The organism is Rhizobium sp. TH2, assembly GCF_024707525.1.
Taxonomy (GTDB): Bacteria; Pseudomonadota; Alphaproteobacteria; order Rhizobiales; family Rhizobiaceae; genus Rhizobium_E.
This window is the reverse complement of the sequence record NZ_CP062231.1, coordinates 862,644-879,488: the sequence shown is the minus strand read 5'-3', so window position 1 is coordinate 879,488 and position 16,845 is coordinate 862,644. Positions and strand designations below refer to the sequence as shown.

At 57.9% G+C, this 16,845-nt stretch carries 26 protein-coding genes; 17 read left to right on the top strand and 9 right to left on the bottom strand.

The genetic code is table 11. The annotated features are described in order from the left end of the window. Positions 1–2: 2 nt before the first annotated feature. Complete coding sequence (locus IHQ71_RS04475; protein ID WP_258160760.1) at positions 3–830, bottom strand: uracil-DNA glycosylase; 828 nt, start codon at positions 828–830, stop codon at positions 3–5. A gap of 251 nt (positions 831–1,081) precedes the next feature. Between IHQ71_RS04475 and IHQ71_RS04470 the strand changes: the two genes are divergently transcribed. Continuing rightward, positions 1,082–1,708, top strand: a complete 627-nt coding sequence (locus tag IHQ71_RS04470) for a TetR family transcriptional regulator C-terminal domain-containing protein (RefSeq protein WP_258160759.1) — start codon at positions 1,082–1,084, stop codon at positions 1,706–1,708. 6 nt (positions 1,709–1,714) lie between these two features. Here the strand turns inward: IHQ71_RS04470 and IHQ71_RS04465 are convergent, their stop codons facing one another. The 3 genes from IHQ71_RS04465 to IHQ71_RS04455 form a co-directional block, all read right to left on the bottom strand. Next, positions 1,715–2,944, bottom strand: coding sequence for an adenylate/guanylate cyclase domain-containing protein (locus IHQ71_RS04465; protein WP_258160758.1), 1,230 nt, complete (start codon positions 2,942–2,944; stop codon positions 1,715–1,717). A 133-nt stretch (positions 2,945–3,077) separates the two neighbouring features. After that, positions 3,078–3,224 (bottom strand): hypothetical protein, encoded by a 147-nt coding sequence (locus IHQ71_RS04460; RefSeq protein ID WP_258160757.1) that lies wholly within the window; start codon positions 3,222–3,224, stop codon positions 3,078–3,080. Positions 3,225–3,253: 29 nt separating this feature from the next. After that, positions 3,254–3,511 (bottom strand): hypothetical protein, encoded by a 258-nt coding sequence (locus IHQ71_RS04455; protein ID WP_258160756.1) that lies wholly within the window; start codon positions 3,509–3,511, stop codon positions 3,254–3,256. A 276-nt stretch (positions 3,512–3,787) separates the two neighbouring features. Here IHQ71_RS04455 and IHQ71_RS04450 point away from each other — a divergent pair, with 276 nt between their 5' ends. From IHQ71_RS04450 to IHQ71_RS04420, 7 genes are all read left to right on the top strand, one after another. After that, the gene (locus IHQ71_RS04450) at positions 3,788–4,987 is read left to right on the top strand and encodes a site-specific integrase (protein WP_258160755.1); all 1,200 of its coding nucleotides are present in this window, start codon (positions 3,788–3,790) and stop codon (positions 4,985–4,987) included. Then, complete coding sequence (locus tag IHQ71_RS04445; protein WP_258160754.1) at positions 4,980–6,008, top strand: hypothetical protein; 1,029 nt, start codon at positions 4,980–4,982, stop codon at positions 6,006–6,008. Before IHQ71_RS04450 ends, IHQ71_RS04445 begins: the two co-directional genes overlap by 8 nt. Before the next feature lie 116 nt (positions 6,009–6,124). After that, positions 6,125–6,337, top strand: a complete 213-nt coding sequence (locus IHQ71_RS04440) for an AlpA family transcriptional regulator (protein WP_258160753.1) — start codon at positions 6,125–6,127, stop codon at positions 6,335–6,337. A 35-nt stretch (positions 6,338–6,372) separates the two neighbouring features. Further along, positions 6,373–6,579: a hypothetical protein gene (locus IHQ71_RS04435; RefSeq protein WP_258160752.1), complete on the top strand. Its 207-nt coding sequence runs from the start codon at positions 6,373–6,375 to the stop codon at positions 6,577–6,579. Then, positions 6,579–6,896 carry a hypothetical protein gene (locus tag IHQ71_RS04430; RefSeq protein WP_258160751.1) on the top strand — a complete coding sequence of 106 codons (318 nt, stop codon included), beginning with the start codon at positions 6,579–6,581 and terminating at the stop codon, positions 6,894–6,896. Before IHQ71_RS04435 ends, IHQ71_RS04430 begins: the two co-directional genes overlap by 1 nt. Before the next feature lie 208 nt (positions 6,897–7,104). Next, complete coding sequence (locus IHQ71_RS04425) at positions 7,105–7,944, top strand: hypothetical protein (protein ID WP_258160750.1); 840 nt, start codon at positions 7,105–7,107, stop codon at positions 7,942–7,944. After that, positions 7,941–8,126 carry a hypothetical protein gene (locus IHQ71_RS04420; RefSeq protein WP_258160749.1) on the top strand — a complete coding sequence of 62 codons (186 nt, stop codon included), beginning with the start codon at positions 7,941–7,943 and terminating at the stop codon, positions 8,124–8,126. The genes IHQ71_RS04425 and IHQ71_RS04420 overlap by 4 nt, the downstream gene beginning before the upstream one ends. A gap of 32 nt (positions 8,127–8,158) precedes the next feature. Here IHQ71_RS04420 and IHQ71_RS04415 read toward each other — a convergent pair whose 3' ends face one another. The 4 genes from IHQ71_RS04415 to IHQ71_RS04400 form a co-directional block, all read right to left on the bottom strand. After that, positions 8,159–8,374 (bottom strand): hypothetical protein, encoded by a 216-nt coding sequence (locus IHQ71_RS04415; protein WP_374990001.1) that lies wholly within the window; start codon positions 8,372–8,374, stop codon positions 8,159–8,161. Positions 8,375–8,395: 21 nt separating this feature from the next. Next, a complete protein-coding gene (locus tag IHQ71_RS04410; RefSeq protein ID WP_258160747.1) occupies positions 8,396–8,596 on the bottom strand; it encodes a hypothetical protein in 201 nt (66 codons plus the stop codon). Further along, positions 8,597–8,998: a hypothetical protein gene (locus IHQ71_RS04405; RefSeq protein WP_258160746.1), complete on the bottom strand. Its 402-nt coding sequence runs from the start codon at positions 8,996–8,998 to the stop codon at positions 8,597–8,599. A gap of 80 nt (positions 8,999–9,078) precedes the next feature. Continuing rightward, positions 9,079–9,348: a DUF982 domain-containing protein gene (locus IHQ71_RS04400; protein ID WP_258160745.1), complete on the bottom strand. Its 270-nt coding sequence runs from the start codon at positions 9,346–9,348 to the stop codon at positions 9,079–9,081. Between the two features lie 194 nt (positions 9,349–9,542). Between IHQ71_RS04400 and IHQ71_RS04395 the strand changes: the two genes are divergently transcribed. From IHQ71_RS04395 to IHQ71_RS04375, 6 genes are all read left to right on the top strand, one after another. Beyond that, complete coding sequence (locus IHQ71_RS04395) at positions 9,543–10,025, top strand: ribonuclease H (RefSeq protein WP_374989956.1); 483 nt, start codon at positions 9,543–9,545, stop codon at positions 10,023–10,025. Then, complete coding sequence (locus tag IHQ71_RS04390; RefSeq protein WP_258160744.1) at positions 10,004–10,276, top strand: hypothetical protein; 273 nt, start codon at positions 10,004–10,006, stop codon at positions 10,274–10,276. The genes IHQ71_RS04395 and IHQ71_RS04390 overlap by 22 nt, the downstream gene beginning before the upstream one ends. Next, positions 10,273–10,557, top strand: coding sequence for a hypothetical protein (locus tag IHQ71_RS04385; RefSeq protein ID WP_258160743.1), 285 nt, complete (start codon positions 10,273–10,275; stop codon positions 10,555–10,557). Before IHQ71_RS04390 ends, IHQ71_RS04385 begins: the two co-directional genes overlap by 4 nt. Beyond that, positions 10,554–11,099 carry a hypothetical protein gene (locus IHQ71_RS04380; protein ID WP_258160742.1) on the top strand — a complete coding sequence of 182 codons (546 nt, stop codon included), beginning with the start codon at positions 10,554–10,556 and terminating at the stop codon, positions 11,097–11,099. The genes IHQ71_RS04385 and IHQ71_RS04380 overlap by 4 nt, the downstream gene beginning before the upstream one ends. Next, positions 11,100–11,342, top strand: a complete 243-nt coding sequence (locus tag IHQ71_RS31875) for an HGGxSTG domain-containing protein (protein ID WP_308737917.1) — start codon at positions 11,100–11,102, stop codon at positions 11,340–11,342. A 62-nt stretch (positions 11,343–11,404) separates the two neighbouring features. Continuing rightward, positions 11,405–11,731: a hypothetical protein gene (locus IHQ71_RS04375; protein ID WP_258160741.1), complete on the top strand. Its 327-nt coding sequence runs from the start codon at positions 11,405–11,407 to the stop codon at positions 11,729–11,731. A 36-nt stretch (positions 11,732–11,767) separates the two neighbouring features. On the opposite strand, the gene IHQ71_RS04370 is transcribed toward IHQ71_RS04375, so the two are convergent. Then, on the bottom strand, positions 11,768–12,040 hold the full coding sequence (locus IHQ71_RS04370) for a hypothetical protein (RefSeq protein WP_258160740.1): 273 nt from the start codon (positions 12,038–12,040) through the stop codon (positions 11,768–11,770). Positions 12,041–12,243: 203 nt separating this feature from the next. On the opposite strand from IHQ71_RS04370, the gene IHQ71_RS04365 reads away from it, so the two are divergent. Genes IHQ71_RS04365 through IHQ71_RS04355 form a run of 3 tightly spaced genes read left to right on the top strand, consistent with a single transcriptional unit; the run spans position 12,244 to position 16,580 of the window. After that, positions 12,244–12,459: a hypothetical protein gene (locus IHQ71_RS04365; RefSeq protein WP_258160739.1), complete on the top strand. Its 216-nt coding sequence runs from the start codon at positions 12,244–12,246 to the stop codon at positions 12,457–12,459. 12 nt (positions 12,460–12,471) lie between these two features. Beyond that, a complete protein-coding gene (locus IHQ71_RS04360) occupies positions 12,472–14,478 on the top strand; it encodes a hypothetical protein (RefSeq protein ID WP_258160738.1) in 2,007 nt (668 codons plus the stop codon). Then, positions 14,475–16,580: a hypothetical protein gene (locus IHQ71_RS04355; protein WP_258160737.1), complete on the top strand. Its 2,106-nt coding sequence runs from the start codon at positions 14,475–14,477 to the stop codon at positions 16,578–16,580. Before IHQ71_RS04360 ends, IHQ71_RS04355 begins: the two co-directional genes overlap by 4 nt. Positions 16,581–16,845 lie beyond the last annotated feature (265 nt).

The following is a 16,845-nucleotide window of genomic DNA, read 5'->3' as shown; positions in this document are numbered from 1 at the left end:
GGTCACCACCCGATCGGCGCGGCGCCCATGGCCGCGAGATGGTTGTTGCAGAGCACGAATGGGTTTGGCATGGCGAGCACGGCCTCGGCACGCGCGGGATGATCGCGCAGCACGCAGGCCAGCCTCCCCGCCTGCCCGTCCCTTATGCCGGCGGCCTTGATGACCTCCGCAGCCGCATCGCCGAATCCCAGAACGACGAGAGGCTGGCCGCGCGCGGCGAGCGCCTCGATTGTGGCGATCATCAGCGGCCGCCAGAGGGGGAGATGTCCCTGTGACTGGTGTGGATCGATCGACACCTGGAAGCGCGTCAATGTCAGCGACGCGTTGAGAAGTAGCACGCCTTGTCCCACCCATCGATCGGCGATCGCCGAAGGAGACTCGAACGCCGTTTCCGGGGCCGTGATCATTTCGCGCACATCTGGCCAGCGATCGAAGCTTTCGGCATAATCAGGTTGCCCGGTCCGCGCGGCGAGGATGAGCTGCATATAGGCGCGGATGCTTTTGGAGAACATTTTGTCCAGTTCGCGCCAGTCGGCGACATTGCCGGCCTCGAAGGCGCGGCCGGTGGCAAAGCCCGGTTCCGGATAGGGGTCCTGCCCGAGGATCACGCAGCGCACTTCATGCGGCTCGATGCCGTCGAATGCCCGCAGCATATGCGCGCCGGGCGGCTGGCCGGGAAAATGCCGGCCCTTTCGAACCGGGAAGATAGGCTCCCAGATTTCCATGTCCAGCGCCGGCTCCATCGCATCGAAGCCAAGCTCGACATGGCCGAGACAGTTGCGCCACGCCTGGGGAAGGTCGGCGTGCCAGCCTTCCAATACAGCGCTCATCGCTTGTCTCAACTGAATTGGCATCATGCCATCCCCTCGGTCGCTTCTGAAAATAAAGTTGCCAAAAGCTGACCAAAGTGTCAACTTCTGAAAATAGAAAAAATGACCGGATCGTCAAAAAAAGTGGACCGAATCGTCAGGTTATTGTTTTTGCCCGGATGCCGCGTACAGTGCTGCATCCGCACCTAAATCCGCGCGTGCAATTTTCGACGGATACAGCTATTGACGGGATGTTGGGAGTTGAATGGGACATGCCACGCAAGGTGAAGGATCAAGAGGAGCGCATCCGTGAACGCAATATCCGCCTTATCCTGAAGGCGGCGATCGAGATTTTTTCGAGGAAAGGTTTCGACGGCACGCGGATTGCGGAGATCGCCGAGCGATCGGGCCTGCCCAAGGCCAATGTCTATTACTATTTCTCCTCGAAGGAGGAGATCTACACCGCAGTCATCGCTCACCTGATCCGGGGCTGGGACGATGCGCTGAAACAGCTTTCACCCGAGCGCGAACCTGCCGAGGCATTCGAAGCTTATATACGTTCCAAGCTCGAATATACCCGCAAGAACATCACCGAATCCCGTCTCTTCGCCAACGAGATCATCCAGGGCGCCCGGTTCCTCAAGAAGAAGGACCGGCTGCACATGCAGGAGGTGACGACCGAACGTGTCGCCGTCATCGAAGGCTGGATCGCCGCGGGCAAGATGGCTCCCGTCGATGTGCGGCATCTTTTGATCATGCTGTGGTCGGCGACGCAGTTCTATGCCGATTTCGAGCCGCTCGCCTGCGACGCACTCGGCAAGAGCCGGCTTAAGGCCGAGGATTACGACAATGCCGCCAAGACCATCGCCGAGACCGTGCTGCGCGGCATCCTTCTCTGATCACTCTCAATCAAACTTCAGCGCGAAGACGTCGATCTGCTCCTCGATGCCCTTGAGGGAGAATAGGCCGAGCGCGTCGGCCTCCGCCTGGCATCCAGCAGTCTCGACGAAGGTCTTCGACAGCAGGACGGGTCGCTTCACCTCCTTGGTGAGCGTTTCGAGCCGCGATGCGATGTTCACGGCCGGGCCGATCACGGTGAAATCGAGACGCGTCTTCGAGCCGATATTGCCATACATGACGTCCCCGATATGGACGCCGACGCCGTAGCCAAGCTGCGGATGGCCGTCCCCGGCGCTCTTCACGTTCAGTTCGGCCATGGCGGCCCTGCCCTTCCTGATCGCGCTCAGGAGATCGGCGCAGGCGGTGGGAACCGAGAGCGGGAACACGGCGAGCAGGCCGTCGCCCATGAATTTGAGGATCTCGCCGCCATGTTCCTCGATCGGCCCGGAAAGGGCGTCGAAATAGGCATTGAGCAGGTCGATCACATAATCGCGCGGCCAGAGCGAGGACAGTTCCGTGAAGTCGCGAAGATCGCAGATCATGACTGCGGCACTCATCGTCGCACCGCTGCCCCGCGTGGTCGCGCCGGCCAGGATCTCCTCGCTGGCATGAGGCCCGACATAGGTGCGGAGCAAGGTGCGTGCCATGACATTCTTCACACGGATTTCCGTGACAAGCGCCAGCACCGGAATGAGATCCTTGAGAAACTCCAGATGCTGCTCCGCAAACCCGCCGGGGCGCGCCGTGGAGAATGTCACGACATGCCGCTTCCCAAGCGTATGATCGAGCGGCCATGCCACATATTCAGTCAGGCCCTCCTCGCGCAGATCGGTATAAAGCGAGGCTTCCGACGCGGGATCGGCGACCGGCTCCTCGAGGTTTTTGCGCAATTCCCCGGCGCCATCGTGGATTACCTTGAGCGGGCTCCTGAGAAAAACCTGTGTATTCTCGACCTCGTATCCATAGAGGTCGATTTCCGCCTCTTCGAGCCCCGTGCGCCATAGGAGTCTCGCGCCGCGCCATTGCGGATGGTTGGTCTGGAAATGCAGGGAAGCCCGCGCGACCGGCACACCGGCTGCAACCAGCCGCTCGCTCATTTCGACCAGTATATTGTCGACGAAGCGCTGGTCGCGCGTATCGTGGACGAGCCAGTCGAGCACCTTCCGGCGTTTCGCGGGCCAGGTGCCGTCGTGTTCGTCCAGATTAATGGGAACTGTATTCTCAACCATCGCCATGCGCATGCGCCCCAAACAAATGCCTGCCGCATATCTTGGACCGCCAAGGCGTGAATGCAAGCGGATGCGCGAATATTCGCACGCTCGGGAGACGGGGGTGGAGCGGCCGACGCCTCGCCGCCGCCCATCCCAATCAGTTGGTTTCCAGCGAGACGCCGTTTTCGTTGAGCTTGAGCTCGACGCCGTCGGGCTTCTTTTCCTCCTGATAGGTGTAAGTCGCAAACCCGGCGACCGCCACAAGCAGCGCGCCGATGATGAGATAAAGGCCGTTTCTGTTCAAATTCACATCCTTCAATTCATGAAAAAATCTCAGAGGTGCCAGCGAGACCCGCTCGCACTGGCAGTCGTGCCGATCAGATATCCAACTGCCAGGCCAATAATGCCGGCGGAAACCGCGATGGTGGAAACGGTACCGGGATTATCGCGAATGACCCCGATCGAGGGCTTGGCAGCGCGCTCCAACTTGTCAACGCCGGACGAGATATTGGCCGACATCTCGACCAGTTCGGCCTTGAGATCCTGAATCTGCTCCTGCAGGCGGGTAACTTCGAATTCGTTCTTGTCCACGTGGTGACTCCATGTTGCGGGTCACCAGCAACGTTGTCGGTCGCGGCGAAGTTCCGAAGGAACTCCCAAAGATAGCGCTCAAACACAACTGTTCACATGGAGGCGAGTGGTGCCCGGGACCGGCATTGAATTGATTTGTCAAGGCTTTTCAGCTTTAGTCATGGCTTATCAAACATCCTGGTACCCACGGCTTTCTGTTGCGTCAGGCGCTGTCATCCCTTATCATTTGCCTTCAGCGAAGCGCAAATCAATGTGGGGATAGACGGGGGGATCGATTTGACAGCCCGAACTTTAAACAAGCTCACGGCACAGGAAGTCAAAAGCAGGCCACCCGGAAAGCATTCTGATGGTGGTGGCCTCTGGCTGATCAAGCGCGAAGGCGGGGGCGGCCAATGGGTTCTTCGAGTGACTGTCCACGGTAGGCGCCGCGAGATGGGCCTTGGGTCAATGACCGATGTATCCCTCAAGGAAGCCCGCGAAGCAGCGGAGCGTCATCGATCGATTGGCCGCAGTGGCGTGGATCCTATCAAGGAACGGCAGCGCCAGAAGCGCGAGGCCGCCAAGCGTCTCCACATGTTACGCGAAATTGCCGAGGATGCGTTTGAAAGCCGAAAGGCCGAACTGAAGGGCGACGGCAAGGCGGGCCGATGGTTCAGTCCCCTGGAACTTCATATTCTTCCAAAGCTCGGGAAGGTTCCAGTTGCGGACATAGATCAGACGGATATCAGGGATGTCTTGGCGCCGATCTGGCACACCAAATCCGACACCGCGCGCAAGGCCCTAAACCGCCTGAGCATTTGCATGCGCCACGCTGCCGCGCTGGGTTTGGATGTTGATATCCAGGCGACGGAGAAGGCCAAGGCCCTGTTGGGCAAGTCTCGGCACGTTGCAGAGAACATCCCCGCTATGCCGTGGCAGGAGGTGCCCGCGTTCTATGCCTCTCTGTCTGACGGCTCGCTGACGCACCTCGCACTGCGATTGTTGATCCTGACCGGCGTGCGATCGAGCCCACTTCGCTATTTCCAAGAAAAGCAGATTGATGGCGACATCTGGACTATCCCGGCGGACAGTATGAAAGGCCGAAAGGAAAAGACCCAGGCGTTCCGCGTGCCGCTTGTGCCCGAGGCACTGGAGATTATCGACCAAGCTCGACCACTATCGAAAGATGGCTTTCTATTCCCAAGCATCCGCAAAGGCGTCATTTCTGACGCGACCATGAGTAGGCTGATGGAGCGGCGGCAGATGACATACAGACCCCATGGCTTTCGCTCCAGTCTGCGGGACTGGATTGCTGAGACCACGGACACGCCTCATGACATCGCCGAGACTGTGCTCGGCCATTCGGTCGTCGGCAAAGTCGTCAGGGCTTATCGTAGGACTGATTTCCTCGACCAACGTCGAAAGCTCATGGAAAAGTGGGCTAAGCACGTCACCGGACAGAATGGGCAGGTGTTGCGGCTGGTTTCAGATGGCTAACACAACACTCCATCCCGACGAACGGAAGGCAGCTTTAGCGATCGGGTTCGATCTCACCTGTCTAACAGACATGTATGCGCCAAATAGGAAGTTTCACGTGTTCAGCGCGGTTGCCTTCCTAAAGGACACAAATGGTCTGCATGCTCGATGGAACGATGCACCGGACGATTTGCCAAATAGATTTGTTCGACGGGCTTTAGATTTTGCGATGAACGACGCATTGACGGCGGCAATGCACGAAGACAGGCTGAAATTTAGCGCTGACAAGATAGACGAAACGGCAAAGGCCGCAGCAAAGGTCGGCAAGGCCCTTAGAGAATTTATTCGCGCCGGCACCCCCAGAACTTGGGAGCTTTCGGAAGACGGCATGACAATATGGCGAGAGGACGCCTCTCTGGGCAATCCCACGGAAGTTCTCGTACGAGAGTCAGGTTTGTTCCTTACAAATAATATCAGAGCCTTGCACATCAGTGCTGAGCCTAGGCGGCGAGTTGCGCGAGCGCTGGTCAAAAAAGATGGTTCGCGTGACGGGAATGGCCTTCCCACGTTGATTGATCTGGCCGGCTCAGACCTTCGTACTCTCGGCCTCGCAATCGATCTGTTCAACCGGCTCGAAGCGCACTCCAGAAAATCGTCGCTGCGAAATGGCCGTCAAAATCCAGGTGACCCCGCAAAGTTCGCGTTCGTCAGTGTGATGGCAGATGCATGGATGTGTCTGACCGGCAGATCGCCCAACAAAGGCACCCAGTTCAACCAGTTCGATGTATTCCTGCACCTTGCATGGGCAGATGCCACTAGCTTGCCCTTGGCAACCACACCGTCAACGAAGCGAAGATCCACACCCGTAGCCAGAAACCTTGAGTACCCAGAGGGGCTGGTGGTCAAAGGTGGTCGGCGAAAAGAAGGGCAAAGCCCTTTCACCCACATGATACGCCGTGCAGTAGATAAGATACGCGAGAGCGACGTTCACCCCGAAGAGGCAGACTTTGCAATGCCTGCTTGGTTCACCGAACTCGACTGACAGGCTCATGCAATCCGCGCATAGACCCCTCTCAATTTCATCCGGGGTCTATTTCTAGTTTCCGCTAGCGGGATCAAGCACCCTCATCCTTGCGCCAACAATCGCAAGGAACTGAGATGAATATTTCTGAAAAACCTCGCATTGCTCCCGATGCCCTCCTCACTGACAAAGACGTTGCCAAGATGCTCTGCGCGAGCGTGGCCACCGTTTGGCGTCGTGTGCAGGATGGCACCCTCAAACGTCCGATCAAGATCGGCACTTTAAGCCGATTTCCCCAATCCGACATCGTCGCATTCATTGAACGCGCCAAGACCAGCCGGGCGGCCTGATCGCCCCGCCAACCTGTTTCCATCGGAGAAAAGAAATGTCTATCAAGACCAGAAACCCGGCCGCGCTTTCGCAGGGCCGGGCTGGAAATGGTATCAGTGGTTTGGTCGCCCTTGATATTCAATCCAGTCATAGCGCAAATGCTTGCTACGTTCAAGCGCACCTCACCCGCAAGTTCCATCTCCAGCCGGTCGTTGCACGTCTCGTCGCCGATCTTGCTGGCCTCGGCGCGAGGGTTCGGTAATGAAGAAAATCGAACGCCTGGAAGTCGTGTTCCGCATCCTGCCTGATGGCCAGCCTATGAAGGCGATCGGCCGGGATGCCTGGATGCTTAAAGAACTGATCAGGGTAGGCTCGCGCGGCCTGACCTCATTGGAAAATCCGGCGCCCAGAATTTCGGGCTACGTCTTGAAGTTGCGCAAGCGCGGCCTCGTAATTGAGACCATCCACGAAAACCACGATGGCCCTTTCGCCGGCAACCACGCTCGTTATGTGCTGCGTTCGGAAGTCGCCGTCATCAGCGACAGTTCCAAGCCCGATGCGGAAGGAATAGCCGCATGACCAGCAAACGTTATAACAATACATCGGGGGCGCCAGTGGCGCCTCCTACCGCCATCGTTCGCCAAGCCGCCATGTGGCTCGCCGATCAAACCACGCCTCCCGCGCCGCTTGTCCCGTCTCTTCGCGATCGGTTCAAGCTGACAGCCATGGAGGCATGCCAGGCCAGCGAGCTTGCCGGCCGGTTCCGGACTCTGCGGAGGGCGTTCGCATGATTAACGATGTCTCACAGACAACGGCCAACATCGCGCAAGGGAAGTCGCCTTATCAACAAGCGTGTACCGACCTTGTGGCGTTCAAATTGACCTTACTGGAGACCGTCGCGGCCGATCCTCGGTTAGCCAAAGCGCCATGCCTCGCTGCGATTACTGTCTACTTGTCCTTTCTCACCATCGACAAGGAAACGCTGAAACCAAAGCCGGTGTATGCGTCGAACCTCAAGCTCATGGCCAGGGGTAACATCCGTACAAAGGTCACCGCCGGCCTCGCTCGCCGGACGCTGGTCAAGGAGGGCTATCTTCTGGCGACGAACAGCACCACTCGGTACGGATGCGCCAAGTTTCGCGTGGCCAACCCACATTCCGAGCGAGTGCAAATGCACGTTCGCGAGAGCGAGGACTTCTATGCTCGTAAGGAGATTGAACGCAAGGAAGACGAGCGCCGTAAGAGGATTTTGAAGAGGCAGGGGGTGATAGTTACTGACACCCCTTGTTTGCCGAGGGGTGATAATAACTATACCGACAGGGTGATAGTTACTGATACCAAATACCATAGAGTAAACCTTAGAGATTATCTCTTAGAAGGGGACGCTCATTATCAGAGGGACGTTTCAGAGAAACTGACCTCCTACGCTGATCTTGATGACGACCCCCATCAGCCATTCCCCAAGCCGGTCGATGACCACGACGCTGAATCGATGATCGACAGCATTTGTGCCGGCAAGGATGTAGAGCCCCGTTTCCGGAATCGTCTCAAAAGCATGTTGAACGATGCAATTCTGACGCCAAACATGGCAATCAGGATGCTCGCCCAGATGGAGGCCGCCGCATGACCCAACTTGATCTCTTCGATTGGGCGGACAAGCGCCCCTCCAACGTCATCAACTCCCGTTGGCGCTTCGAGGCCAAAGTTGAAATGCTTGTGAGAAACATACTCGACGGCCGACTGCCACCAGAAAAGGAGGGCGAAGTTATAAGGCCAGATCGCTTCCAAAAATGGAGGGCGGCCGCATGACCAGATACCTGGAAAAATCCGGCAACGGCGCGCTATTCCTTGGGCGGGGCACCCTTGTCCGAAGTGGTTTTGAAACCATCAGAGACATCGCGCTTGCGCGGATCCTGAAGGTTCTCGCCATTCGCGTCCCGATCGACCACCGGGTTGTCCTTGGCAGGGAGGTAACCGCGTGGCCGAGACTCTTCGGGTCCTTCCCAGCGAGGCGACTGATCGGTGGTGCCTGGCGCACCATCCCTTGGCGATTTGATAGTCATCTGGCAGTCCTTTCCTCAGTTGCGTTTATTGGTTTGGTCGCGGATATCAAAGCCTGGGTTCGGCGACGGTTTTTTATCTGCATTCTCAATAGTGGCGTCGTCCCGCCCAGTGACTGCTCGCGGCGTCGCACTGACGAGACCGTTGTTTTTCCGGTCCCCCTGCGATTTGGCAAACTGGCCCTTCGCGTCGTGCTGAATGTCTGTCTTTTTGGCCATTCAACTATCCCTCGGCGGCATGTTGTTGCGGACATCGTTCGGGTCGATCCCGATTTCCGGATTACCCTCGAACTGAGGTCCATCCAATTCGGTCGGGCCGAATCCGGGCTGAGCGCGCGGGTCAAGCGTGCCCGTGCCATCCACCGCCGCTATTTCGTCAAGCAAGTTCGGCTTCTGCGTCTCGGTGAAGGCGAGAGTTTCGGCTTCCTCGGAGATAGAAAGTTTCGTTGCAGGCAAGGCGCCGTCGCCGGCCGGGACGAGCTCGTCGATCGGGTCAGGATCGGGACCACGCCTCTCGTTGATATGTTCATGCCCACCGTGGGGGTCGTTAGCGCTCGCACCTGTTCGGCGCTGGTCGCTGTTGGGATTGGATCCGGGGTTGTTGATTGCTGCGCCTGGCATTGCCGCTTCTCCTCGTTACTTCGGAATAGAACGCCCTCTTTCGACGCACAGTTCCATCCGGGCGTAGGAAGCGATAGGAGTTACCAGGACCAGCGGCCGGCAGTCTGCCAATCGGCCTCAGTCAACGCCGCACGAAAAGCCAGCCATGCCGGCCGGGCCATCACGGCGTTACGGGAACCCTGCTTGCACCGCTCCAGGGCGAGATTAAACAGGTGGCCGCGCGCTACCGGCCAGTCGCCCTCCATGAGAGCCACGGCTTCGGCAGGGCTGCTGACCACAATCTCTTTTCCCACGGCGATGCGTAGGGTCAAAGGAGGCCAATCTTCTGTCTGTTCCAGTGAGATTTGCATGAAGCCGGAAACGCCACATGATCTGAATAGTTTCGGAGGGTACGATAGTGTACATTTCTCCTAACAGTCTCCTTCCGCCTCGCGCCGATATCCTGGGCCTTGGTGACGGCGTCAGTTGCGCGTCCTCATCGCGATTGAGCGTATTTACCGATGGCGCGTGCGTGCCAAATCCAGGCGTAGGCGGATGGGCTTTCGTGGCCTATCGGGATGGCCTGGAAATCGCCCACGACTTCGGCGGCATAGACATCGCCACGAACAACGTTGCCGAACTGACGGCACTGCTCCGTGCAGTGGAATGGATCGCCGAGAACGCGGCCGGTGAGTCGGCGACCATCATCAGCGATAGCAAGTATGTCGTGGAAGGCTGCAACATCTGGCGCCATTCGTGGCGGTCGAAGGGATGGAAGCGCAAGGGCGCCAATGCTAAGCCAGCAAATCAGGCAGTTGCGAACCTTGATCTATGGCAGGCAATCGATGCGGCGTTAACGGAAAATCCGTTAATCTCCATCGCGTGGTGCAAGGGTCATTCGGGCATCCTCGGCAACATCCGCGCCGACGAACTGGCATCGATCGGCCGTGCCTCGCTCGACAGCCGCGATGAAAATCCTAGCGCGGCGCTGGACAGAGAGTACGCCGCAATCATGGGAGGCCAGTCATGGACTTCGCAAGCCATCTGAACACGCTGCCCCTAGACCGGATCGATATCTATGCCTGGCCCGAGGATGACGGCAGCATGGAATTCTGGGTATTCCACTGCGGGCGCAATCTCCTGGACATGACCTATCAAGGCCCGAGCTACGTGGACGCACTCATCGAAGCCATCCGGCTCAAGCACCGTTACGAACTGCCGATCTATGACTTTGGCGGCGCGATCGAGTCCGACTTCACCACCTGCCATCTTCATCTCGACAGGTGGGCGCTCCAATGAACGAGAACCGCCCAGCACCCATCCTTCTCAAGCCCGACGACATCGTCAACGTGGATACGGCCGCGCATTCTGTTGGTCGATCGCCGAAAACGATCAGACGTTGGTTTGGGGACCACAAGATAGGCCGGCAATCCGCGCCGAACGCCACACTCCAGATATCGCTCCCGGCTGCTCACATGGTGGCATCTGGCGATCTGGACGCACTCGAACTGCTTCGTACCGGGGAGCGTCATCACCCCTCGGTCAAGCGCTATCTCGATTTTCTAGGATTACCTGCATGACAAAAACCACAAAAACCAAATCGCCGGCAAAGGCGCCTACGCAAACACTGGTAGGCGTGCCGAAGAAACGAGGGCTGATCCTAACCTTCAACCCCGCCACTATGGAAATCAGCCTCGACGGTGACAAAACCCGGCAGGCGTTCGGGTCCGATGACGATGGCTTCAAAGACGGACTAATCGAGCAACTTGTCCAGATGACCGCCGTCAATGGGAAGATCAACGAAAAAACGCTCCACTTCGTCGCCGGCGCGATGATGGACATCAGCCCGCGTAATGCAACTGAAGGGCTGCTTGCGGCGCAGACCGTCGCCAATCACGTCCTGGCAATGAAAATAGCTCGGCTCGCCGTGACATGCGACGGGATCGAGAAATTGCAAAAGCTAGAAACCATGATGACGAAGATGATGCGTACCACGACAGCGCAGATGGAGGCACTTCACAAGCTGCGGAACGGTGGCAAGCAGAAAGTGAAGGTCGAGCACATCCATATTCACGAAGGCGCTCAAGCGGTTATAGGCGACGTCACGACCGGGGGGAGGTAAATGAAAAAGCCCATCAATCCCATGCAACTTGCTCCTCGTTGCGGTGCAAAGTCCAAACGCTCCGGTCTCAAGTGTCAATCACCTGCGGTCAAGGGAAAGCGCGTTTGCCGAATGCATGGGGCGAAAGCAGGGGCGCCATCCGGTATCGCCAACGGCAACTGGCGCCACGGGGCTACGGAAAAACCGTTCACTGAGATGATGGATGTCTTGCGTAAAGTTCAGAGGCATTGTCGCCCAATATAGGGGGATGACAGACCGCGCAGTTACTCTTACGTTATTTCAATGACCGTAATGGGGAGGCAGCTATGCGCCGATTTTTGTTTGTGGTTCTAAGTCTAACATTTCCCATCACTTGCCTTGCGCAGACTGCCGAGGAACAACGAGGCAGATGGCTGGAATGCCTGGCCACCGCTGCCGCGAAATATGCTGCCAAGACACGCGAGCGACCGGAGGTCATTGTGGAGGCTGCGTTCGGGAAGTGCAAACAACAGCGCCTGGCGTTTCTTGGCCAAATGATCAAGGAAAGCACGGAATTTGATTCCACTGACGTCTCGCACCTGACCGAAGAACAAGAGGAAATGGAGCGGTCTGGCCTGCTTGCGGTCGTGCTCGATACGAGGGCGGCGCAATAGCAGGACGATTGTTACATGGCGCGCGCCAGCAAATGACTACTGAACAGAAACCGTAATTGGACCCGGTTCGGCTTTCATTTTCTCAACAAGATCCAAGACTGAGCGAGCCATAGCCTCAGCGGCGGCGACTGGCATAACAAGCCTTCCTATGACTACTCGATCAATACCAGGAGGATTGGTAGTGTAGTCGGAATGAACAGCCTCGAACGTTATTCTCATGTTCCCATTGAAGTTAAAAAAACCCACTGCTGAATCGGCAAAAACATCCGGAGCATTAGGATTATTCAGTAGCGGTGGTGCTGTAGTCATGCTGGATGCTCCCTGTCAGCCGCGTCACCAAGCTAGGTTAAGCCAGCCAAGGCGGGTTATCGAGTCATTTTGTACCTCCCGAAACACTCATAGAATTTTTTTTGCCCGCTGGTTAGGGCACAGATGTCCACATTGAGCAAATACCCACGGTCGCAAGGATGTGGTCAAATGCCCTCATCGATCAATCCTGATGAGGCGCGACCATGTCAGAATACAACGCTCAGAACCCGGTTCGTCCCGTGTCGATTACGCTGAACGGCGGCCGAGTGTGTGAAGGCTTCCGCTCAGCGCTTTTCGAGGCTGCGGGTAGGCAAGGCAAATCCGTCAATGAACTCGTGCTGGAAGCCGCTGGCGAAAGCCTGAAGGCGGCCGGATATCATTTCCCAGCCGTGTTTCCCGGCAGCCGAATGAACGCATAGGGGGTCAACAGCGTGGTTGGATACATTTTCGGTGGGGAAGGTCTCCCCAAGACACCTCAGGAACTGGCAAGGCTTCGCGCCGTAGCGGAAGCGCTTGGCGGCCGGCGCCGCACCCCGCAGACTGTTGGCGAGGGCATTGCATCGATCGGCGACGCCATTTTGTACCGGGCCACGATGAACAAAGCCGACAAGGCGGAAAAGTCCGGTATCGAGGCAGCGGACACCGTGGGCGATGACGCCATCAGCAGCCTGTTTGGTCCACGCGACCAACCCGATACGAACCTTAGCGTCACGGATGCGGCGCCGGCCGTCGTGCCGACAATAAAGTCGCCACAGGATGCTGTAGACGCATCGCCTCAGCAGCCGCTCACTCGCGACCTGGCCGCGCGGGAATCCTATATCCGCCAAGCAGCGCAAAAGCGCGGTGTCGATCCTGATATTGCGGTCAGGGTTGCCCGTTCCGAGGGCTTGGCTCCAGGCGTCTGGCAGTCCCGCGTGAAAAAGGGCGACCAATACGAACCGTCCTATGGCGACTTCCAGATGCTTGTCGGCGACGGGAAAACCTTCCCGAAGGGTCTCGGCAACGACTTCCAGGAACGAACTGGCCTAGATCCCCGCGACCCGAAGAACGCCAACGCCATGATTGATTTCGCGCTCGATCACGCGAAGAAGGACGGTTGGCGCGCCTGGTACGGTGCGAAGAAGGCTGGCGTGAACCGCTGGGACGGCATCAACGCCAACCAGGTCGCGAGCCTTGACGCCAAGGTGCCTGCGAGCGCCATGATGCCGCAACAGGATCAGGTGCCGGTCGTGCCTGTGCCTGATGGTTTCCAGCAGCCCGACCCGATGGCCCAGCAGCAGATGCAGCAGCCTGTGGAAGTGGCCCAGAACTCCGATTACTTTCCCCCAGCACCTCGCAAGATGGTTGCTGCCGCTCTCTCGCAAGGCATGTCGCCCGACATCATGAAGGCGACCGAGGCGCTTTCGAATCCGTTCCTCTCGCCCGGCAAGAAAGCCATCATCCAGGCGCTGATCAAGCGTAGGTTCGAAGAAGAGGATGCCGCCCGCGAAACGCAAAGGCAGCAAGCCGACCCGAAGTACCAGATGGATCTCGAAAAGGGCCGGCTCGAAATCGACAAGATCAAGAATCCGCCCAAAGCGCGCCGCATGACCGAGCAGGAAGAGAAGGAACAAGGCTTCGACACGACCGGCGTCTACGAAGTTATGCCAGATGGCAGCACCAAGACGGTGCAGGAGCCCAAGAAGCGCAACTCCGTGACCGTGAATGACAGGGTTATCGACGCTGACACGAAGGAAGTCATCGCCGATTTTTCGACACCTGACGCCGACTGGGAGAAGCTGAACGACACGACGATTTACAACAAGCGTACCAACGAAATCAAAAAGCTCGATGGTGCCCCGACCAGCGATTTCAAGGATGTGACTTCACTCCGCAAGGAAATCCAAGACCTCCCCAGCTACAAGAACCTGTCCCAGGCGCTCCCGATCTATCAGAGCATGGCAGAAACGGCGGGCCGCAATTCCAAGGCGTCTGACCTCAATCTCGTCTATGGCATGGGCAAGATATTCGACCCGACCTCCGTTGTGAGGGAAGGCGAACAGGTCATGGTTCGCAACACCGCTTCCCTGCCTGACTGGTTCCAGGGTGTTGTTGCCAGCATCAACGGCGGCGCTACGTTGACGCCTGAAACCCGCAAAGCGCTGATGCAAGAGGCTTACAGCCGCGTGAAGGCTTATGATGGTCAGTTCCAGAACGACAGCACGCAATTCAAGGGCATTGCGGCGCGCAACAAGTTCAACGAAGCCGACGTTATCCCGACATTCAATCCCTACGCCCCTTGGCAGGCTGACGCCTCGCAGGCTGACCCCGCGACAGGGCAAATGCCGATGGATGGTACCAATGCCACTGTGATGCCTTTAGCGAACTCTGTTCCGGACGGCGTGGATCCTGAGGACTGGAAATTCATGACGCCTGAGCAAAGGAAGCTTTTCCAATGACGCCAGAGCAGATGAAGGCCATTGCCATTGCGCAAGCCAGGCGCAAACGAATGCAGTCTGAAACCGGCGAGACAGTGGACGCTGAGGCGCCTGCCGACGACTTCGAAACTCTCATGAGGGCCGAGGCCGCTAAAGTCAGCCAGGCAACGCGTGATAACTCGCTTGTTGATGATCTGAAGGCGATACCGGGTCGCGCCGAGGAAATGGTGCGCACGATGGGACGTGGTGTTCTTGGAGTCGGCTCCTATCTGGATGAAGCGGACGCGGCGACGAACGCAACCCTTGCGCCTGTCGTGGATCCACTGTTGCCAGACAGCTACCAGAAGCTGCCTCAAGAGACCTGGGGCGATCGGTATGACAAGGCCTTGGAAATCCAGCGCGGCAAGGACAAGACATTTGACGAGGAAAATCCTGCGACCTCGACAGGACTGAAAATCGGCGGCGGCGTGCTGTCTGGGCTCGGTCTCTTGAAGGCGGCACCTGTCGCTGGTCAGTACGTTCTAGGCAATATGGGTCGAACGACCGCTGGAAAGGTTATTGCGTCAACAGCTGCCGGGGCTGGTGCGGGGGCTGTGCAAGGATTTGGTGCTGGCGAAGGAAATGCTGAAAATCGGGCGAAGCAATCCGCTGAAGAGATGGTAATCGGCGGGATTCTTGGCGGTGCCGTAGTACCCATTTCCGCTTTAGCGAGCAAAGGCATAAAGCTTGGCAAAGAGTATTTCACGCGCCAGAAGGTTGCAGACGCCCTGTCTGGCATCAATCGTGACGCGGCGAAGTATGTCGAGAAGGAGCTTGCCGACCCCGCCAAGGTCGCGATGCAGAAAGCCGAACTGGACAAGCTCGGTCCTGAGGCGATGCTGGCGGATGTGTCGCCCGATTGGCTCGGCGTTGCTCGCGGAGCCTCCACCCGTCCCGGCACCCGCGATGATATCGTCAACGCTCTCATGGACCGTTCAAAGGCCGCTAACACGCGACTTGGCGAGGATGTCCGGCAGAACCTCGGCGATGCCGTTATTCCCTCGCAAGTCAATGAAGGCATTGAGGAGAGCCAAAGGGCAGTTGGTCAGTTGTACGCCCCGCTGTTCGAAAACGCGCGGGCCGTGGATACCACCGACCTTGCAAACAGTCTGGATTCGGCGGTTGTCAATCTTCGCGGCCCCGCGCAGGAAGCACTTCGCCGAGTGCGCGGCTATCTCAACATTCCGGGGGAGCAAGTTCTTGACCCGAACCCGCGTGCGCTCTTCGAAAGCAGGCAGGCGATTGACGGGCTCATCACCAGTGAAACGAACCCCAAAGTAGTCCAACAGCTTACCCAGGCTCGGCAAGAGATTGACGGTCTTCTGAGCGAGGCGGTCCCACAGATCAAGGAAGTGGATGCGCAATTCCAAGAGTTGGCCCGTCAAAAGGAAGGCCTTACTCAAGGTCGGCCAGTTCTGAACAATGAGGCAAGCGCACTTCGGCCAGAGGAAGTCGATGGCATGCTCACGGAAGGGGCATTGCCCGCAGGCGAGATGATCGGGCCATCCGGTGTTCCCACGCGCATCAAGCAGAGCACGCGCGCGGAGATCGAGCGCGCAGTTGGCACCAAGGCTAACGACCTCGGCGCACTAAAGCGGATTGTGCAGGGTGAAGGCGATTGGAACCGCGCCAAACTCGGCATGATGTTCGGGGATGAAAACGCCGAACGGGCGCTGGCGGCGATCGATCGGGAAGCCGCATTTGCCGACACTGCTAACCGCGTCGCGCGCGGCTCAGACACCGCTATGGCAAACCGCTTCGGGGACTTCCTTGACGAAACAGCAAAGCCGAAGACACTCCCCGGCGATACGACTCTCACTGGATTGGCCCTCAAGGGCGGCAAGAGCATCGCTGACTCGCTGCTGAGGGAAAACGCGGACAGTGCCGCCTCTCGCTTCGCAGAGCAGATAGGAAGCCTCAGCGTGGCAAAGGGCGATAGCCGTGATGCAATCGTTCAGGCGCTCATGAACCGAGGCCTGCGGCTTCAGTCGGTTAACGATCCGAAGATCCAGAAGTTGATTGCGGCCCTTCTCCAGACCGGAGGCCGTTCGGCCTATCCGTCTTTACCTGGAGTTCGGGAATGATATCGCTCCGAGTCCCACCAACCGAGCCGCATGCCAATGAAAACACCGAACACAAGGCCGCCAATGGCGGTTTGCGCAGGAAACGGAATGAACCCCACTACTTGCTCAAGCCCGTATCTCAGCACGAGCAGGAGGCCGATCGTTACGGCGCCTGCCAATTCGACGATAACCTTCAGAGAGCGATGCGTCGGCTCATTCGGGTCGTGATCAATCTGCAATTCCCGGCCCTCGTGGCATAGGACAAAAACATGGCCTTCATATTCGA